The sequence below is a fragment of the Actinomycetes bacterium genome, from assembly GCA_036510875.1.
In the GTDB taxonomy this organism is placed as follows: Bacteria; Actinomycetota; Actinomycetes; order Prado026; family Prado026; genus DATCDE01.
Window position 1 is genome coordinate 1 of record DATCDE010000325.1, and the last position, 17,616, is coordinate 17,616.

Below are 17,616 nucleotides of genomic sequence, written 5' to 3' on the forward strand. Positions count from 1 at the left end.
GGCCAGCAGGCCAAGGCCTACAGCGACCTGATCGCCGTCCACCTGACCAAGGTCGCCGGTGGCCAGACCTACTCCGAGGTCAGCTCCGCCTACCTCGCCGGAGGCAGCAAGGACGCCGCCCTGGCCGCCCAGCGCACCACCTTGTTCATGGGTGAGACCCTGCGCGGGCTGCTGCTCAACGCCTACGCCTTCTCCATCTTCGGGATGATCGCCACCATCGCCGGCTGGGTCGCCCTCGCCGCCGCCGCGATCCTCGCCGGGCTCGCCATCCTCGGCCTGGCCCACCAGCGCAAGACCCCCGCCCAGGCCGTCGTCTTCGCCCCCGACAAGGAGTCCGTCAACGCCTGACCCCCAACCCCCACCGGACAGGGCGACCCGAACGGGCCGCCCTGTCCGGTCGTCGGTGACGCTCACCCCAGGCTGACCTCGCGGCACAGTTGCGGGAGGTCGGGGGACACGAGCAGCCACCAGCGCCGCGACGGATGCGGCACGGGCGTGCCGGCGCCAGCGATCAGGGCGGCCAGCACCTCTTGGGGTGGGGACCGGAAGGCCACCAGCGGCTCGGCCAACCGCTGTCCCTGCGCGGCCTGGAGCATGGCCGACTCGAAGCCGGAAACCGAGGCCAAGTGCTCGCCGCTGCCGGTGGCGGTCGCGTAGCCGAGGAACCGAACGGCCTCCCGCACGTAGAACGACGTGGGCTCCGGGAAGGCGGCCAGGTAGCCGTCCAGCACGTCGTCCCGGGCCGGCCCCAGGACCTCCAGGGTGAGCGGGGCGCAGCTGGCCACCCGGTACCGACGCCACCACCCGCGCACCTGCGCGGTCACCTCGAACCCGGGGGTGCCACTGACCTCGCTGAGCCAGCACCGCTCGGCGCGCGTCAGCGGGACGTCGCCGGGGTCCTGACCACCGACCAGCTCGGCGAGCGCCAGCTGCCACCCCGCCAGGGTCATTCCGGCCCGCCCCGGAAGCGCCGCCAGAGCTGGCCGACCCGGTCAAGCTCGCCCCGGAGCGTCTCCAGCCCGACGAGGGGGAAGGCCGGCTCCTGCACCTCGTACAGCACCCCGGCCAGGTTCGGCGCCAGCGGCAGCAACCACTCCAGCGCCGTCCACACCGGCGGCGGCACCGAGCCGCTGTGCGAGTCGAGCAGGAACCCCTGCTCGACACCGCCACCGGCGAGGTGGACCTCCACCACCCGATCGAGTGGCAGCCGGGCCAGCGCGGCCATCAGGTCGAAGCCGTGGTTGACGGCGTTGCAGTGCAGGTTGAACAGGTCGAGTAGCAGTCCGCAGGGTGCGGCGTCCGTCAGCGCGCACAGGAAGTCGAGCTCGTCCCAGCCCGGGTCGGCCGGCAGCCCGGGCAGGTAGTACGTCGCGTTCTCCAGCAGGAACGGCAGCCGGTACCGGTCCACCAGTGCGGCAGCGCGCGGGGCCACGCACTCGACCGCCTCCCGAGTGAACGGCAGCGGCAGCGGCACGCCGGCGTTGACCGTTCGCCCGTCGGCCCGCTGGGCCAGCAGGAACCCCAGGTGCTCGCTGTGCCACCGGGCCGGCACCAGGTCCAGGAACTGGTCCAGCACCTCGAGGTAGGCCTCATTCCACCCGGTGGCCGTCCCGATCGAGAGCTCCAGACCGTGCACCGTCACCGGGACGCCGTCGAGGACCGACAGCGCGTCGTCGAGCAGTCGCGGGACGAAGGCCATCCCGACGCCAGGGCCGGCCGTCCGCTCCACCTCGCGGCAGAGCAGGTCCGGGCTGACCTCGACGAAGTCCACGAGGTCCAGGACCGAGGTGGTGACGGCGGGCAGCGACGGGAGGTAGCTGCAGCCGACGCCCAGGGGGCGCGGGGGCGCGCCGACAGCCGATGCGCCCCCGCCCGGAACCAGCTGGGTCATCCGCCGGCTGCACTGCTGCGGACTGCGATCTCCGGCCCCAGCTCCTGGATCCCCCGGATGCTGCCGATCTCCCGCAGCCGCTCGATCGGCGGGTCGACCAGCTCGTCGGCCTTGAGGAACAGGCTCAGCCGGCCGCACGGGTTGCAGCCCGTGCTCTCGTAGACGATCTTCACGGCCGCCAGGACGTCGTCCAGCGTGGCCCTTTCGTGGAAGTCGAGCAGCAGGGGACGTACGGCCAGCTTGCGTTCCATGGCACAGCTCCTTCGGTGGGCGGTCGGGGTCCCCAGGGTCGAAGCCCTCCGTCACCGATGCGTCACCACCACCGCTGGCCACGCGGGCTCACCCGCTGACAGGTCCGTGACACCGCACTTGCCAGGGTTCCGACCTCGACACGCAGCGGGAGGCGACGACCATGACCCACCACGAGGACGACGGCCGCATCGACGAGCTCCAGCAGTCCGGCGAGGTGATGGGCCTGCTCGCCCAGGACCCCGAGCTGTTCGCCGAGGCCGTGCGGGCGTTCCGGGGCGAGGACGCAGAGGCGTTCCAGGCGGTGCTCGGACGGATCGGGATCCTCGACCGCTGCCACCTGGTCTGCCGCTGGCTGTGCAGCAAGCACTGCGTGTTCGTCTGCCGGCGCCTCGCCGGGCCGAGCACGGCCGCCGAACAGGAACCGGACGTGGCCGAGTGGCGGGACTTCGCCCAGGCGACGGCCAGGATCGCCACGGACCGCGAGCTGTTGCAGCGGCTGCTCGACATCGTCGGCGCCGAGGACGTCAAGGCGTGGCGGGAGATGGTCAAGCGGCTCAAGCTCGACCGGTTCCAGCACCAGCTGTGCCACTGGCTGTGCATGGTCCGCTGCCGTGCGGTCTGCCGGGTCATGTGCCCGCCGCTGCCGCAGCTGGTCAAGGTGGGCCAGATCCCGACAACCCAGATCAGCCCGGCCGGGTACGCCGACGGGCCGAGCGTCCCGGGTGGGCCAACCCCACCGCCCAACAAGCCGGGCGGCATCGGAGACCACCCTTTCGGGGGTGACACGGCCATCCACGGGGTCTTCGCCGTGGCCGGGGCGACCCACTACAAGGTCGAGTACACCGACGCCGTGGCGCCGACCTGGACCGAGCCGCCCATCGCCCAGACGCTCACCGACTTCAACTCGGGCACCCTGACGACGTACAACCGGAGCCCCGACGCCGCCGGCTGGTACGCCATCGCCGACATGGGCGACTGGTCGGACGGGCGGACCTACCTCAGCTTCTGGCACACCAACAGCGTCCCTGACGGCGAGTACCTGCTGCGGATGGTGGTGCGGACCGCGGCCCCGGTGGAGTTCGCCAGCGCTCCCCTTCGGGTGCGGGTCGACAACACCGCCCCGGGATCCGGGTCCGAGACCCCGCTTTCCCTCACCATCAGCCAGCACGGCGTCAAGGTCGACTGCTGCGGCAGCGTCCGCAAGTCGGGCGGTCCGGTGGAGGTGACCGTCGTGGGCACCGACGCGAACTTCAGCGGCCTGTCCGTGGTGCTCGAGGGCCAGTGCAACGTCACCCACGGCCTGTACTCCAAGACCTACAACGGCAACGTGGCTGACACGGGCGCCCCCGGCGCGGGCATCACGTTCACCTTCGACCCGTGGGCCGACGGGATCGCGGGCTGCTGCTACCTCGTCCGGTTCTCGATCTCCGACCGTGCAGTCGTCAGCAACACGTTCTACGCGCGGCACGGCAGCTCGATCTTCCAGTCGCTCAACATCACCTGACCGGCGCGGCCATGACGGTCAACCGGCTAGTGGACACCCTCCGGGCGATCGCCCTGGCGGGGGCGGTGGACCTGCTCACGGGACCGCAGGTCGACGGCATCTGGTGGCAGCCGGAGCGGGACCATCCGCGCGGTCTGCGCTGAGGGTTCCACCCCGAGCTCGACCCGCAACAGCCGGCGCAGCGCGTCGTACTGCCGACGCGCCTCGCCGACATTGCCCTCGGCGAGATGGATGGCCAGCACCTGTCGGTGCGCGCTCTCGCGCAGCGGCTCGACCCGGACGGCTTCGAGCGCGAGGGCGAGCGCCAGGCCGGGTCGGCCGTTCGCGAGCAGCCGCTCGGCGGCCAGCTCCAGGGCGTGCAGCCGCAGCTGCCGCAGCCGCTCGCGTTCGAACAGCACCCAGTCGTCGTACCAGCCGGGCAGCAGGTCCCCGCAGTCGATCCAGCGCAGCCAGTCCTCCGGCGAGTCGCAGTGCTCGGCCCGGATCAACGCGAGGGCACAGCGGACCAGCTCGTGCACGTCGACCGTCACGGTCGGCGCCAGCGCGAGGTCCTGCCCATGGCAGTCCAGCAGCGGGCCGGCACCGCGGTCCAGCCGCCACACGGCCGTCCGCAGGCTGCCCTGTGCGTGCTGCTCGCTGGCGTCCGGCCACAACGTCCCCGAGATGTCGGTGCGCGCCCGCCGACCGTGCAGCGCAAGGTAGGCGACCAGCCGCTGCGCCTGGTGCGACAGCCCCAGCTCTCCCCCGCCGCGGACCACCTCGAAGCCACCCAGCAGCCGGAGCCGGTGGGGAACCGGCGCGGCCGGGACGTCGGAAGTCGAGCGCATGTCGCACATCCGGGGAGTGGGGCGAGGGGAGCCGGAGCGGCGAGAGGTCCCAGTCTCCGCTCACGCTCCGCCACGAGGATCCGCCATCCGGGTGACGAGGGCGGTCGATGGCACACTGGCGCGGTGCAGACGGCGGTCTTGACCTTCGCGCTCGCAGCGGCGCTCATCGTGCTGCTGCCACGGCCGGACAGGCTGGTCGTGCTGCGCAGCCTGCTGCGCGACGGCCGTCGGCGGGCGTCGCTCAGGTGATCGGGGTGCTCACCGGGCTGGCCGTGTGGGTGGCGGCCGCGGCGCTCGGGCTGTCCGCACTCTTGCGGGCCAGCCACGAGGGCTCCACGGCGCTGCGGATCGCGGGGGTGGCGTACCTGCTCTGGCTCGGCGTGCAGTCCCTGCGGGCCCGCCCCGGCCGCGCACCGGGCCAGCCCGCGCTGCCACCCCGCGGGGGCGGGCGGCGGCTGAGCCTGCTCGGCACCGGCTACGGCGCCGGGCTGGCGGCGGACCTGCTCAACCCGAAGGTGGGCGTCTTCTTCATCACCTTCCTGCCCGGGTTCATCCCGCACGGGCAGCCGGTGGGCGCGACGTCGCTGTTGCTCGGCGTGGTCTTCATCGGAGAGACGGCCATCTACTTCGCGGTGCTGCTCCTGCTGGCCGGCCGGGTGACCTCCTGGTTCGGCAACCCGCGAGTCCGCCGCCGGCTCGACCGGGCCACCGGGCTGGTCCTCATCGGCTTCGGCATCCGGCTCGGCGTCGAGTCCTGAGCCGTTGACAACCATCCTCCGGGCCCAACATAAGGTCTGAGGCGTGCGCGCATAAGGTCTGAGGCGTGCGCGCCGTGCCCGGGACCACCCTGTCGGTCTTCCCCTTGTGCCTGGGCGGCAACGTGTTCGGCTGGACCGCCGACGAGCCCACTTCCTTCGCGGTGCTGGACGCCTTCGTCGGGGCCGGTGGCACCATGATCGACACTGCGGACACCTACTCGGCCTGGCAGGGCACGCCCGGCGGGGAGTCGGAGACGATCATCGGCCGGTGGATGCGGTCCCGCCGCAACCGGGACTCGCTGGTGATCGCGACGAAGGTCGGCAAGGCGCCAGGGCTGAACAACCTGCGTCCGGACACCATCCGCACCGCGGTCGAGCGCTCCCTGCAACGACTGCAGACCGACCGCGTCGACGTGTACTACGCCCACCAGGACCACCCGGACCCCCTGGACGAGACCCTCGAGACCTTCGACGCGCTGATCCGGGAGGGGAAGGTCCGGTACCTCGGCGCCTCACAGATCACCGCTGCCCGGCTGGCCGAATCGCTGGACCGGGCCGTCGACAAGGGCTGGACACCGTATGCGGTGCTCCAGCCGCACTACCACCTGCTGCACCGCACCGAGTACGAGCATGAGCTGCTCCCGGTGCTCACCTCGCACGGCATGGGCAGCTTCCCCTACTACGGGCTGGCCCAGGGGTTCCTCACCGGCAAGTACCGCAGCGGCGGGCCGACGGTGGACAGCGTTCGGTCGGCCGGAGCGCTCAGGTACCTCGATGAGCGCGGGCAGCGGGTCCTCGGCGCGCTCGACACGGTCGCCGCCGCCCACCGCGCGACACCTGGGGCGGTGGCGCTCGCCTGGCTGCTGACCCGGCCGGCCGTGGTGGCTCCGATCGCCAGCGCCCGGACGCCGGAGCAGCTCGCCGAGCTGCTGCCCATGGCGACCCTCGAGCTGGGCCCCGACGACCTGGCCCGGCTGGACGCCGCCGCGCGTTGACCACCGGGCCGGCCTTCGCGAGGGGAAGGTGCCGGGTAAACCCAGTCCCCTGTTGTCGGCCCCGAGGCTTACGGTGAGGCCAATGTCCACCGACTCACCGCACGGCCTGCGCAGCCTGCGCTCGCTGTGGAGGGTCAGGAGCTATGTCCGCCCGTATGCGGGCCAGATGGTGCTCATGACCGTGGCCGCGGCCGTCGCCGTGGCCGCGAGCATCGTGGTCCCCCTGGTGATCCGGAGGGTCGTCGACGGGCCGATCAGCCAGGGCAATCGCGCCGGCCTGATCCCGCTGGGCCTGCTCGCCGTCGCCCTCGGGGTCATCGAGGCGGCGCTGGTCTTCGTCCGGCGCTGGGTGCAGTCCTACGCCGCGCTGGGCATGGAGTCCGCCATGCGCGACGACCTGTACCGGCACCTGCAGCAGCTGCCGGTGGCCTTCCACGACCGGTGGCAGACCGGTCAGCTGCTGTCCCGCGCCACCAGTGACCTGTCGACGATCCGCCGGTTCCTCTCGTTCGGCCTGGTGTTCCTGGTCGTCAACCTGGCCACCTTCGTGACCGTCGTCGTCCTGCTGGTGCGCATGTACGCCCCGCTGGGCCTGCTCGTCGCCGTGTCCGCCGTCCCGCTGTTCCTCATCTCGCGCAGCCTGGCCAAGGCCTACCTGGAGACGTCCCGCCGGGTGCAGGACCTGCAGGGCGACCTGGCCACCTTCATCGAGGAGTCCGCCGTCGGCGTGCGCATGATCCGCTCGTTCGGACGCCGGGAGCACGTGGGTGAGACCTTCCGCGGCGGCGCGCGCACCCTGCACGACTCGGCGGTCGGTAAGGCCGTCCTGGTGGCCCGGTTCTGGTCCCTGCTGGACCTGGTGCCCAGCCTGACCCTAGGCCTCACCCTGCTGTTCGGCGCGCTCGCCGTCACCCGCGGCTCGATGACCCTGGGCGACCTGGTCGCGTTCGTCTCGCTCATGCTCATGCTGGTGTGGCCGGTCGACTCGCTGGGCTGGATCCTGGCGAACGGCCAGGAGGCCATGACCGCGGCGGACCGGGTCTACGAGGTCTTCGACACCGTGCCGACCATCGTCAACTCGTCCGACGCGCTGGACCTGGACCACGTCAGCGGGCGGGTGCGCTTCGAGGGCGTCGGCTTCCGGTACACCGGGTCCACCACCCCGGTGCTGCACGACGTCACCCTGGAGATCCACCCGGGCGAGACCCTCGCCCTCGTCGGCGCCACCGGCAGCGGCAAGACCACACTGACCTCGCTGGTGCCCCGCCTCTACGACGTGAGCGAGGGCCGGATCACCCTCGACGGCCACGACATCCGCGACCTCCAGCTGGCGTCGTTGCGGCCGCTGGTGTCCACGGCCTTCGAGGACGCCACGCTGTTCTCGGCGAGCGTCCGGGAGAACCTCACCCTCGGGTTCCCCGAGGCCACGGACGCCGACGTCGCTCAGGCGCTGGACATCGCGCAGGCCGAGTTCGTGCACGCCCTGCCCTGGGGACTGGACACCCGCGTCGGCGAGCAGGGCCTGTCACTGGCCGGCGGCCAGCGACAGCGGCTCGCGCTGGCCAGGGCGGTGATCGGCCGGCCGCACGTCCTCGTGCTCGACGACCCGCTGTCGGCCCTCGACGTCCACACCGAGTCGCTGGTCGAGCAGGCTCTGCGCCGGGTGCTCGCCACCACCACGGCCCTGCTCGTGGTGCACCGCCCGTCCACGGTGGCGCTGGCCGACCGGGTCGCGCTGCTCGAGGACGGCACGATCACCGCCGTGGCGACCCACTCCGAGCTGATGGCGACCAGGCCGTCGTACCGCGCCGTGCTGTCCCAGCACGCCGAGGAGCTGCCGACCCGATGACCCAGACCACCCAGTCGAGCACCCCCGAGCCCACCGTCGACGTCCAGTCCTGGAGAGGGGTCGCCACCGAGGGCACCGACGAGCTGTCCGGCGCCGTCACCGCCCGACTGCAGGAACGGAGCCGAGGGCTGCTAGGCAGCCTGCTTCGTCCGCACCGCAAGGCGCTGTGGGTCGCCGTGGCCCTGCTGCTGCTGCAGAACGCTGCCGCCATGGCCGGTCCCTACCTGGTCAAGGTGGGCATCGACCGTGGCATCGCGCCGATCGAGCAGAGCGGCGGCGCGACGGTCCTCATTGTCGTCACCGTCGCCTTCCTGGTGGCCGCACTCGTCGAGTTCCTGGCCAAGCGCGCCTTCCTCATGGCCAGCGGCCGGATCGGCCAGGCGGTGCTCTACGACCTGCGCACCCGGGTCTACGACCTACTTCCAGCGACTGTCCCCCGCCTTCCACGAGCGCTACACGTCGGGGCGGGTCATCTCCCGGCTGACCAGCGACGTCGACGCGATCGGCGAGCTGCTGGACGGCGGCCTCGACGACCTCGTCCTCGCGGGCCTGTCGGTGGTGTCGGTCGGTGTCATCCTGCTGCTGCTGGACGTCCCCCTGGGGCTGGTGACCCTCGCCTCGTTCCCCCTGCTGCTGTTGCTGTCCCGGTGGTTCCGCCGCAACTCCGCGCTCGCCTACCGGCGCACTCGCGAGACCGTGGCCCTGGTCATCGTGCACTTCGTGGAGTCCCTGGGCGGGATCCGTGCCGTGCAGGCGTTCCGCCGGGAGCCGCGCAACCAGCAGATCTTCGAGGCGCTGAACACTGACTACCGGCTGGCCAATGAGCGGGCGTTCAAGCTGGTCGCCATCTTCGCCCCAGGCATCAAGCTGATCGGCAACGTCACCATCGCCGTGGTCCTGGTCTACGGCGGCTACCGGGTGATGGGCGTCCACATCGAGGTCGGGGTGCTGGCAGCCTTCCTGCTGTACCTGCGCCGGTTCTTCGAGCCGATGCAGGAGCTGTCCATGTTCTACAACTCGCTGCAGTCGGCCACGGCCGCCCTCGAGAAGCTGTCCGGCGTCCTCGAGGAGGCCCCGTCGGTCGCCGAACCGCAGCATCCGGTCCCGCTGCCGCGGGCCAGCGGGGCGCACGACCTCGACCAGGTCGGGTTCGCCTACCACGAGTCGGTCGTGCTGCCCGGTCTCGACCTGCACGTCCCGGCCGGGCAGACCGTCGCGCTGGTCGGAGCCACCGGGGCCGGCAAGACGACCATTGCCCGGCTGGTCGCCCGCTTCTACGACCCCACCGACGGCGTCGTGCGGCTCGACGGCATCGACCTGCGGGACCTCGCCGAGCCCGACCTGCGGCGGGCCGTGGTCATGGTCACCCAGGAGAACTTCCTGTTCGCCGACACCGTCGCCGAGAACATCCGGTTCGGCCGACCCGGAGCCAGCGACGAGGACGTCGAGGAGGCCGCCCGAGCCATCGGGGCGCACGAGTTCATCATGGCGCTGCCCGAGGCCTACGACACCGAGGTCGGCAAGCGGGGTGGCCGGCTGTCCGCGGGACAGCGATAGCTGATCGCGTTCGCCCGCGCCTTCCTGGCCGACCCGGCGGTGCTCATCCTGGACGAGGCGACGTCCTCGCTAGACATCCCCAGCGAGCGGCTGGTCCAGCGGGCGCTGCGCACGATCATGGCCGACCGGACGGCGCTGATCATCGCGCACCGGCTGTCCACCGTGGAGATTGCCGACCGGGTGCTGGTCCTGGACGCCGGCCAGGTCGTCGAGGACGGCAGCCCGGCCGAGCTGCTGAAGAGCGGCGGCGGGTACGCCGGGCTGCACCAGGCCTGGGCCGAGTCCTTGGTCTGACGCCAACCTCGGGCAGGTTCCGACATCCCGGACCCGGTCGAGGTGGAACGCATCGGATCCCCCACCGTGACCCGGACCTAGGAGCGGACCCCCTTCTGATCCATACCCCATGGGGTATGGTTCTCGGGACTTTAGTCCCTACCAAAGGAGCAGCCCATGTGCAGTCCTGCCCGGTGCCGCCGGTGCAGCAAGATCACCTGGACTGGTTGCGGCATGCACGTCAACCAGGTCCTCGCCGGCGTTCCCTCCTCGCAGCGCTGCACCTGCCGCTAGATCCTGCCGGGGGTGCGTCGATGCTCCCCGTAGGCTCGGCGGTCATGGACCGTACGAGCCCGACGCATGGCCGGCACTGGACGATCTCCGCTGAGCAGCACGAGGCTGAGATCGTCCAGTGTGGCGCCGCGCTCCAGTCCTACCGGGTCGACGGCCGGGCGCTGGCCGACCACTTCCGAGACGACGAGCTGCCCGTGGGCTACGCCGGCCAGCTGCTCGCTCCGTGGCCCAACCGGGTCGCGGCCGGCGCCTACACCTGGCGCGGCGAGCACCTGCAGCTGCCGCTGAACGAGCCCGCCCGCGGCCATGCGATCCACGGCCTGCTCTGCTGGGAGCCGTGGACGCTCCTCGACCGGGCGGCCGACAGACTGCTGCTGGAGCGGAACCTCTTTCCCCGGCCCGGCTACCCGTTCGCGCTGACGGTGACCGTCGAGTGGTCGGTGTCCACCGACGGGCTGCGCTGCCGCGCCGTGGGCACCAACCCGGGCACCGCATCGGCGCCGTTCGGCTTCGGCAGCCATCCCTACCTGCGGGTCCCCGGAACGACCGACACCGACGACCTGCGGCTGCAGCTCCCGGCGGCCACCCGGCTGCGGCCCGACGAGCGCCTGCTGCCGGTCGCGCACGACCCGGTCGAACGGACCGGGCACGACTTCCGTGCGGGCGCGACGCTCGCCGGACGGCGGCTGGACGACGCCTTCACTGACGTCGCCCGAGAGCCGGACGGAACCGCGCACGCCCGGCTGTTCGGCCCGTCCGGCGACGGCGTGGAGATCTGGGCCGATGGGGCCTTCGGCTACTGGCAGGTGTTCACCGCCGACTCGCTGCCGGAGTCGTCGGGCCACCGCCGGGCGGCCGTGGCCATCGAGCCGATGACCTGCCCCGCCGACGCGTTCAACTCCGGGGAGGGCCTGGTGACCCTCGACCCGGGGGCGCGCTGGGAGGGGACCTGGGGGATCCGGCCGTGCTGATCGAGGCGGTCGGCTACGCGGACCCTGAGGTGCAGGCCCTGGTGGATCGGGTCCAGGCCGAGTACATCGTCCGGTACGGCGGGCCGGACCGGACGCCGGTCGACCCGGCCCAGTTCGCGGCGCCCGACGGGGTCTTCCTGCTGGCCCGGGTGGACGGCGACATCGTCGCCTGCGGCGGGTTCCGCCGGCACGACGACACCGCGTGCGAGGCGAAGCGGATGTTCGTGCCGCCCGAACATCGCGGTCACGGGTACGCCCGGGCCCTGCTCGGCGCGCTCGAGGGGGCCGCGCGGGTGACCGGCTACCGGCGGGTGCTGCTGGAGACCGGCGTCGCCCAGCCCGAGGCCATCGGGCTGTACGAGTCCGCGGGGTACGCACGAGTGCCAGGGTTCGGCCGGTACCGCGACTCGCCCAACAACCGCTGCTACGCCAAGGACCTGTAGCGAGACCTCAGCCGGGCTGAGGCGCGTCCGGCCGGGCCACCTCGCGCTCGAAGCGCAGCCAGCCGTTCACGGAGAAGGCCGCGATCTCCGACTCGACCCCCTCGACCGAGGCGAAGAGCCGCAACACCCCGTGCTCGATGGCGTACCGCGACACGTCGTACGTCCGGTGAATCCCGTCCGAGAGGTCGACAAAGAGCCTGGTCACGCCGCTCACGCTACCGGGTCACGCCGTCGTATCCGGGCCCTTGCCGGTGACGGCGGCGCGGCCCGCCTCCAGCCGCGCGACCGGCACCCGGAACGGCGAGCAGGACACGTAGTCGAGCCCGACCTCGTGGAAGAAGTGCACCGAGTCCGGGTCGCCGCCGTGCTCGCCGCACACCCCCACGTCGAGGTCTTCGCGAGCCGCCCGGCCCTCCGTGGTGGCCATCCGGACCAGCCGGCCCACCCCCTCGGCGTCGATGCTCTCGAACGGGCTGACCTGGAACACGCCGTACTCGAGGTACTGGGTGAAGAACTCGCCCTCGACGTCGTCGCGGCTGAAGCCCCAGGTGGTCTGGGTCAGGTCGTTGGTGCCGAAGGAGAAGAACTCGGCGTGCTCGGCGATCCGCCCCGCGGTCAACGCGGCCCTGGGCAGCTCGATCATCGTGCCGATGGGGATGGTCAGCTCGGCCCCGGACGCCGCAGCGACCTCGGCGATCACCTCGTCGGCCCGGGCCCGGACCAGGTCGAACTCCTGGACGGCCCCCACGAGCGGGATCATCACCTGCGGCCTCGGGTCGTGCCCGGCCGCGCGCAGCTGGGCCGCGGCCTCCGCGATGGCCCGCACCTGCATGCCGAACAGTCCGGGGATCACCAGGCCGAGCCGGACGCCGCGCAGGCCCAGCATCGGGTTCGCCTCGTGCAGCCGTCGGACCGCGTCGAGCAGCTTGTGCCGGCGGGCCATGTCCTTGCCCTGCTCCTCGCCGACCGCGACCTCGACGGACAGATCGGTGAGGTCGGGCAGGAACTCGTGCAACGGCGGGTCGATCAGCCGGATCGTCACCGGCAGGCCGTCCATCGCCGACAGGATCTCGATGAAGTCCGACTTCTGCAGCGGCACCAGCGCGTCCAGCGAGTGCTGCTGACCGGCCGCGGTGGGGGCGAGGATGAGGTCCTCGACCAGGCTCCGCCGGTCGCCTAGGAACATGTGCTCGGTCCGGGCCAGCCCGACGCCCTGGGCGCCGAACCGGCGGGCCCGGGCCGCGTCGTCCCCGGTGTCCGCGTTGGCCCGCACGCCCAGCCGGCGGCGCGCGTCGGCGATCCGCATGATCCGTTCGACGGCGCTGACGACGTCGTCGTCGTCCTGCTCTGTGGTGAGCCGCCCCTCGAAGTACTCCACCACCGGTGACGGGACCACAGCGACCTCGCCGAGGAACACCTGACCCGAGGTGCCGTCGATCGAGACGACATCGCCCTCGGCGACGACGACCCCGCCGGGGCCGACCAGCTGCCGTGCCTCGACGTCGACCTGCAGCTGTTCGGCCCCGACGACGCAGGTACGCCCCATGCCTCTGGCCACGACGGCCGCATGGGAGGTCTTGCCGCCCCGGCTGGTGAGGATGCCGACTGCGGCGATCATGCCGCCGAGGTCGTCCGGGTTGGTCTCCCGGCGCACGAGCACCACGGGCTCGCCCCGGGCCGCCCACTCCTGCGCACGGTGGGAGTCGAAGACCACCTTGCCAACAGCCGCGCCGGGCGCTGCGCCGACCGCGACCGTGAACGGCTGGCCGGCCGCACCGGTGTCGAAGCGCGGGAACATCAGGTGGGTCAGCTGGGCACCGTGCACCCGCTCGAGGGCCTCGTCCTCGGTGAGCACGCCCTCGTCGAGCAGGTGGACGGCGATCCGGAACGCGGCCGCGGCGGTGCGCTTGCCGACCCGCGTCTGCAGGATCCACAGCTTGCCGCGCTCGACGGTGAACTCGATGTCGCACAGGTCGCGGTAGTGGCCCTCGAGCTTGGCCATCGCGTCCAGCAGCCCGCGGTAGGCCTCGGGGTCGAGCTCACCCAGGGCGGTCAGCGGCAGGGTGTTGCGGATGCCCGCGACAACGTCCTCGCCCTGCGCGTTCGCCAGGTAGTCGCCGTACACACCGGCGCTTCCGGTGGACGGGTCACGGGTGAAGCACACGCCGGTGCCCGAGTCTGACCCGAGGTTGCCGAAGACCATGGCCACAATGCTGACCGCCGTGCCCAGGTCGTGCGGGATGCGCTCCTGCCTGCGGTAGATGCGGGCCCGCTCGCCGTTCCACGAGTCGAATACCGCGCGGACGGCGAGGTCGAGCTGCTCGCGGGGGTCCTGCGGGAACGGCCGGCCGACCGCCCGCTCGGTGATCTGCTGGAAGGTGTGGGTGAGGTCGCGCAACGCGGCCGCGTCGAGGTCGAGATCCCCGCTGGCCCCATGCTCCTTCTTGGCATGGTCGAGGGCCTCCTCGAACAGGCTGCCGTCGATGCCGAGTACGGTGCGGCCGAACATCTGGACCAGCCGGCGGTAGGAGTCCCAGGCGAACCGCTCGTCGCCGGCCATCTCGGCCAGGCCGCCGACCGACTCGTCGGTGAGCCCGATGTTGAGGACCGTATCCATCATCCCGGGCATCGAGAACCGCGCGCCCGACCGCACCGACACCAGCAGCGGGTCGTGCGGGTCGCCCAGCCTGCGGCTCATCCGCTGCTCCAGGTCGCGCAGGTGCAGCGTCATCTCCTCGGCCAGCTCGGGGGGCTCATTCCCGGCCTTGAGATAGACGTTGCAGGCCTCGGTGGTGACGATGAACCCGTGCGGCACGGGAAGCCCGAGCCGGGTCATCTCCGCGAGGTTTGCGCCCTTCCCGCCGAGCAGGTCGGCCATGCCACGGTTGCCGTCTTCGAAATCGTAGATGTAGCGCGTGGCCGTCATGCGGTTCTCCTCAGGCAGGATCTTCTCGGTCGTGAAATGACCGTACCCACGGGGGTGACGCCGCCGGAGGGGACCGAGGTCCCGTTCCGCTAGCCGACTGTCGCGTCGATCGACCGGACGGCGAGCACCCCGCCGAACACGATCAGGCCGAGGCCGGCCACGCCGTCGATGACCGCCAGCCCGCGGGTGCCGACCCGACGCCCGGCGAACGTGAAGGCGGCCGCGAGCACGGTGAACCAGGCCAGGCTGCCGATCCCGACCCCGACCACCAGCTCGACCGTGGACGCCACGTCCACGACCACGGCCGCCACCGCGGCGGCCGAGAAGATCGCCGCCCACGAGGCGATGGTCAGCGGGTTGGACGCGGTGGCGGCGACGGCGGTGCGCAAGGCGCTCCACGGGGCGACCACCTCGTCGTCGGTCTCCGCCCCCAGCCGAACGCGGAAGGCCGACCGGAACGTGCGCACCCCCAGGAAGACCAGCACCCCGGCCCCGACCAGCCCGAGCCCGACGCGCAGCGCGGTCACCTGCAGCAACGCGGCCACCCCGGCGACGCCGAGGCAGGCGTAGAGCAGGTCCACCAGCGCGGCTCCGGCCCCGACCGCGGCTCCGACGACGAAGCCGTGCCGCATCGACGTCCGGGCGCACAGCAGGGAAACCGGACCGACCTGCGCGGCCACGAAGGCGCCCAGGCCCAGCCCCACGACCAGCGCGCTCACCGGGGTCTCACAGGTACAGCCCGGTCGTCGACTCGCCGACCCGCGAGGAGGCGACCGCGTGCAGGTCGCGCTCACGCAGCAGCAGGTAGGTGCGGCCCTGGATCTCGACCTCGCCACGGTCCTCCGGCTCGAACAGCACCTTGTCGCCGACCTCGACCAGCCGCACGTTCTGCCCGGTCGCGACGACCAGCGCCCAGGTGAGCCGCTTGCCGACCTGCGCCGTGGCCGGGATGACGATGCCGCCGCCGGAGGTGCGCTCCCCCGCCGAGCCGCCGGCCTCGACCAGAACCCGGTCGTGCAGCAGCTTGATCGGCAGGTTCTCGGGACTCGGCGTGGTCGACACGGGGGTGGACGGTACCCGCATCGGGTCACCAGCCATGGCTGCCCGGCCCTCCCTTGAACGGGCCGACGACGTCGGGCGTGATCCACCCGCCGTAGAACCCGCCATCCTGGGGCTGCACGGCGACCCCGTCGACGGTGACCAGGTCCATCGCCGCGGGGTACAGCGCGGCGTGGTCGAGCAGCTGCTCGAAGCCGGGGGCGGGGTCGGGGTAGAACCAGGCCGCCCGTTCGGCCACCCGGTCCCCGGCGACGACGTCCAGGTATCGGGCCGTCCCCTTGAACTCGCAGAAGGAGGTGCCCTCGGCCGGCCGCAGCGACCCGCCAGGGAAGGCCGCGCGCGGCAGGTACCAGGTCGGTGGGTGGCTGGTCTCCAGCACCCGCAGGGCGACGCCGGTGTCCACCAGGACGGCCCCACCGAAGCGCACGACGACATGGCGGTGGGCGACCTCGACCCGCGGCGGGCGCGGGTAGTCCCACACCGACTCCTGACCGGGCCGGGGCCGGTGCGGGGTGACCCCGGGTGGCAGCACCGCTACAGCCTGCGGCGGCGGATCAGGTACAGCGCCACGATGAGCACGACCCCGGCCGTGGCCCCGGCCTTGACCGGGTCGACCGACCCGTCGTCCTTCTTGTAGAAGGCGATCACGCGATCCTTGGCCCTGGTGGCGATGTTGGCCGGCTGCATGCGCTCGGTGATCGCGTCGATGGCGTCGGCGAGGGTCTCCCGGGTCGCGGCGATGTCCGCCTCGATCTCCTGCGGGGGGCGGGCCGACGGGGCCTGCGGGGCCGGCGGGGCCTGCGGGGTCGGCGGGACCTGCGGAACCTGCGGGGTCGGCGGGGTCTGCGGGGTCTGCGTGGTCACGTCGTCCTCCGGGTTCGCGGCGTCGGCACACCGACACGGTAGCGCCGGTCCCTACGTCAGATCATCGTCACACAGCATCCCGCTCGCGCCGCTGCGGAGGGCACCCGCGCCGGTTAGCCTGAGGCCGTGAAGCTGCAGCCTGGTGACCGCGCCCCCGACTTCTCGCTCCCGGACGCCGACGGCAAGACCGTCGCGCTGTCGGACTACGCCGGACGCCGGGTGGTCGTCTTTTTCTACCCGGCCGCCATGACCCCCGGCTGCACCACGCAGGCGTGCGACTTCAGGGACAGCCTCGCCTCGCTAGCCGCGGCCGGCATCGACGTGGTGGGCATCTCCCCGGACCAGCCGGCCAAGCTGGCCAAGTTCCGCGATGCCGAGGCGCTGACCTTCCCGCTGCTGTCCGACCCGGACCGATCGGTGCTCACCGCTTACGGCGCGTACGGCGAGAAGATGATGTACGGAAAGGCCGTAGTCGGGGTGATCCGCTCCACGTTCGTGGTGGGCGCCGACGGCACGCTGGAACAGGCTCAGTACAACGTCAAGGCCAAGGGCCACGTGGCCAAGCTCCGCCGCGACCTCGGCCTGGCCTGACCCCCACCCCCCGTCCTGGGAGGATGCGTGGATGGCTGGGTGGCGCCGTCCGCAGTGGCTGAGCCGTAACGTTGCGGTGCTCTCCGGCGTCTCGCTGCTGCAGGACTCCGCGAGCGAGCTGCTCTACCCGGTGCTGCCGATCCTGCTGACCTCGGTGCTGGGCGCCCCGGCCGCGGTCGTCGGACTGGTCGAGGGACTCGCCGAGGGCGCCGCCGCGATCATGAAGTACCTGTCCGGCCGGCTGTCCGACCGGGTCGGGCGCAAGCCGCTGGTGGGTCTCGGATACGGCCTGGCCGCGCTGGGCAAGGTCATCGTGGCGCTGTCCTGGGCGTGGCCCGTGGTGCTGGTGGGCCGGGTGGTGGACCGCACCGGCAAGGGCATCCGGTCCGCGCCGCGGGACGCCCTGCTCGCGACCGACGTCCCCGAGGAGCACCTGGGCCGGGTGTTCGGCTTCCACCGGTTCGCCGACACCGGCGGCGCGGTGATCGGGCCGCTGCTGGGGCTGGCCGTGCTGGAGCTGGCCAACGGCAACATCCGCGCCGCGCTGTGGGTGGCCGTCATC

At 72.1% G+C, this 17,616-nt stretch carries 20 protein-coding genes and 1 pseudogene; 11 read left to right on the forward strand and 10 right to left on the reverse strand.

What is annotated here, in order from left to right; all coding sequences use genetic code 11:
- A partial coding sequence (locus tag VIM19_18725) for a hypothetical protein (GenBank protein ID HEY5186881.1) occupies nt 1-348 on the forward strand: 348 nt, incomplete at its 5' end.
- 62 nt (nt 349-410) lie between these two features.
- Here VIM19_18725 and VIM19_18730 read toward each other — a convergent pair.
- The 3 genes from VIM19_18730 to VIM19_18740 are packed head-to-tail and all read right to left on the reverse strand — an operon-like array spanning nt 411 to nt 2,142.
- Entirely contained in the window at nt 411-950 is a 540-nt protein-coding gene (locus tag VIM19_18730) for a hypothetical protein (protein ID HEY5186882.1), read from the reverse strand.
- A complete protein-coding gene (locus VIM19_18735) occupies nt 947-1,891 on the reverse strand; it encodes a DUF692 family multinuclear iron-containing protein (protein ID HEY5186883.1) in 945 nt (314 codons plus the stop codon). The genes VIM19_18730 and VIM19_18735 overlap by 4 nt, the downstream gene beginning before the upstream one ends.
- Nucleotides 1,888-2,142 (reverse strand): hypothetical protein, encoded by a 255-nt coding sequence (locus VIM19_18740; protein ID HEY5186884.1) that lies wholly within the window; start codon nt 2,140-2,142, stop codon nt 1,888-1,890. The genes VIM19_18735 and VIM19_18740 overlap by 4 nt, the downstream gene beginning before the upstream one ends.
- A gap of 161 nt (nt 2,143-2,303) precedes the next feature.
- Between VIM19_18740 and VIM19_18745 the strand changes: the two genes are divergently transcribed.
- Nucleotides 2,304-3,647 carry a hypothetical protein gene (locus VIM19_18745; protein HEY5186885.1) on the forward strand — a complete coding sequence of 448 codons (1,344 nt, stop codon included), beginning with the start codon at nt 2,304-2,306 and terminating at the stop codon, nt 3,645-3,647.
- A 26-nt stretch (nt 3,648-3,673) separates the two neighbouring features.
- On the opposite strand, the gene VIM19_18750 is transcribed toward VIM19_18745, so the two are convergent.
- Nucleotides 3,674-4,474, reverse strand: a complete 801-nt coding sequence (locus VIM19_18750; GenBank protein HEY5186886.1) for a BTAD domain-containing putative transcriptional regulator — start codon at nt 4,472-4,474, stop codon at nt 3,674-3,676.
- A 123-nt stretch (nt 4,475-4,597) separates the two neighbouring features.
- Here VIM19_18750 and VIM19_18755 point away from each other — a divergent pair, with 123 nt between their 5' ends.
- From VIM19_18755 to VIM19_18785, 7 genes and pseudogenes are all read left to right on the forward strand, one after another.
- Nucleotides 4,598-4,723 carry a hypothetical protein gene (locus VIM19_18755; GenBank protein HEY5186887.1) on the forward strand — a complete coding sequence of 42 codons (126 nt, stop codon included), beginning with the start codon at nt 4,598-4,600 and terminating at the stop codon, nt 4,721-4,723.
- 5 nt (nt 4,724-4,728) lie between these two features.
- A complete protein-coding gene (locus VIM19_18760; GenBank protein ID HEY5186888.1) occupies nt 4,729-5,232 on the forward strand; it encodes a LysE family translocator in 504 nt (167 codons plus the stop codon).
- Between the two features lie 65 nt (nt 5,233-5,297).
- Nucleotides 5,298-6,227, forward strand: a complete 930-nt coding sequence (locus VIM19_18765) for an aldo/keto reductase (GenBank protein HEY5186889.1) — start codon at nt 5,298-5,300, stop codon at nt 6,225-6,227.
- Nucleotides 6,228-6,309: 82 nt separating this feature from the next.
- On the forward strand, nt 6,310-8,076 hold the full coding sequence (locus VIM19_18770; protein HEY5186890.1) for an ABC transporter ATP-binding protein: 1,767 nt from the start codon (nt 6,310-6,312) through the stop codon (nt 8,074-8,076).
- Nucleotides 8,073-9,927 (forward strand): annotated as a pseudogene (locus VIM19_18775) (ABC transporter ATP-binding protein). Before VIM19_18770 ends, VIM19_18775 begins: the two are co-directional and overlap by 4 nt.
- A gap of 317 nt (nt 9,928-10,244) precedes the next feature.
- Nucleotides 10,245-11,171 (forward strand): aldose 1-epimerase family protein, encoded by a 927-nt coding sequence (locus VIM19_18780; GenBank protein ID HEY5186891.1) that lies wholly within the window; start codon nt 10,245-10,247, stop codon nt 11,169-11,171.
- Nucleotides 11,165-11,614 carry a GNAT family N-acetyltransferase gene (locus VIM19_18785; GenBank protein HEY5186892.1) on the forward strand — a complete coding sequence of 150 codons (450 nt, stop codon included), beginning with the start codon at nt 11,165-11,167 and terminating at the stop codon, nt 11,612-11,614. The genes VIM19_18780 and VIM19_18785 overlap by 7 nt, the downstream gene beginning before the upstream one ends.
- Before the next feature lie 7 nt (nt 11,615-11,621).
- Here the strand turns inward: VIM19_18785 and VIM19_18790 are convergent, their stop codons facing one another.
- The 6 genes from VIM19_18790 to VIM19_18815 all read right to left on the reverse strand — a co-directional run bounded on the left by VIM19_18790 (nt 11,622) and on the right by VIM19_18815 (nt 16,463).
- Entirely contained in the window at nt 11,622-11,819 is a 198-nt protein-coding gene (locus tag VIM19_18790) for a hypothetical protein (protein ID HEY5186893.1), read from the reverse strand.
- An 18-nt stretch (nt 11,820-11,837) separates the two neighbouring features.
- Entirely contained in the window at nt 11,838-14,540 is a 2,703-nt protein-coding gene (gene ppdK, locus VIM19_18795) for a pyruvate, phosphate dikinase (GenBank protein ID HEY5186894.1), read from the reverse strand.
- Between the two features lie 89 nt (nt 14,541-14,629).
- Nucleotides 14,630-15,259, reverse strand: coding sequence for a LysE family transporter (locus tag VIM19_18800; GenBank protein ID HEY5186895.1), 630 nt, complete (start codon nt 15,257-15,259; stop codon nt 14,630-14,632).
- Between the two features lie 7 nt (nt 15,260-15,266).
- Nucleotides 15,267-15,602 carry a co-chaperone GroES gene (locus VIM19_18805; GenBank protein ID HEY5186896.1) on the reverse strand — a complete coding sequence of 112 codons (336 nt, stop codon included), beginning with the start codon at nt 15,600-15,602 and terminating at the stop codon, nt 15,267-15,269.
- A gap of 25 nt (nt 15,603-15,627) precedes the next feature.
- The gene (locus VIM19_18810; GenBank protein HEY5186897.1) at nt 15,628-16,128 is read right to left on the reverse strand and encodes a DUF427 domain-containing protein; all 501 of its coding nucleotides are present in this window, start codon (nt 16,126-16,128) and stop codon (nt 15,628-15,630) included.
- Nucleotides 16,129-16,133: 5 nt separating this feature from the next.
- A complete protein-coding gene (locus tag VIM19_18815; protein HEY5186898.1) occupies nt 16,134-16,463 on the reverse strand; it encodes a DUF3618 domain-containing protein in 330 nt (109 codons plus the stop codon).
- Between the two features lie 126 nt (nt 16,464-16,589).
- On the opposite strand from VIM19_18815, the gene bcp reads away from it, so the two are divergent.
- Both bcp and VIM19_18825 read left to right on the forward strand, forming a co-directional pair.
- Nucleotides 16,590-17,054 (forward strand): thioredoxin-dependent thiol peroxidase, encoded by a 465-nt coding sequence (bcp, locus tag VIM19_18820; GenBank protein HEY5186899.1) that lies wholly within the window; start codon nt 16,590-16,592, stop codon nt 17,052-17,054.
- 31 nt (nt 17,055-17,085) lie between these two features.
- The coding region (locus tag VIM19_18825; GenBank protein HEY5186900.1) for an MFS transporter at nt 17,086-17,616 on the forward strand (531 nt) is incomplete at its 3' end.

Coding starts and splice junctions, on each gene's coding strand:
- VIM19_18730 (HEY5186882.1), bottom strand. CDS start 950: ATGACCCTGGCGGGGTGGCAGCTGGCGCTCGCCGAGCTGGTCGGTGGT.
- VIM19_18735 (HEY5186883.1), bottom strand. CDS start 1,891: ATGACCCAGCTGGTTCCGGGCGGGGGCGCATCGGCTGTCGGCGCGCCC.
- VIM19_18740 (HEY5186884.1), bottom strand. CDS start 2,142: ATGGAACGCAAGCTGGCCGTACGTCCCCTGCTGCTCGACTTCCACGAA.
- VIM19_18745 (HEY5186885.1), top strand. CDS start 2,304: ATGACCCACCACGAGGACGACGGCCGCATCGACGAGCTCCAGCAGTCC.
- VIM19_18750 (HEY5186886.1), bottom strand. CDS start 4,474: ATGCGCTCGACTTCCGACGTCCCGGCCGCGCCGGTTCCCCACCGGCTC.
- VIM19_18770 (HEY5186890.1), top strand. CDS start 6,310: ATGTCCACCGACTCACCGCACGGCCTGCGCAGCCTGCGCTCGCTGTGG.
- VIM19_18780 (HEY5186891.1), top strand. CDS start 10,245: ATGGACCGTACGAGCCCGACGCATGGCCGGCACTGGACGATCTCCGCT.
- ppdK (HEY5186894.1), bottom strand. CDS start 14,540: ATGACGGCCACGCGCTACATCTACGATTTCGAAGACGGCAACCGTGGC.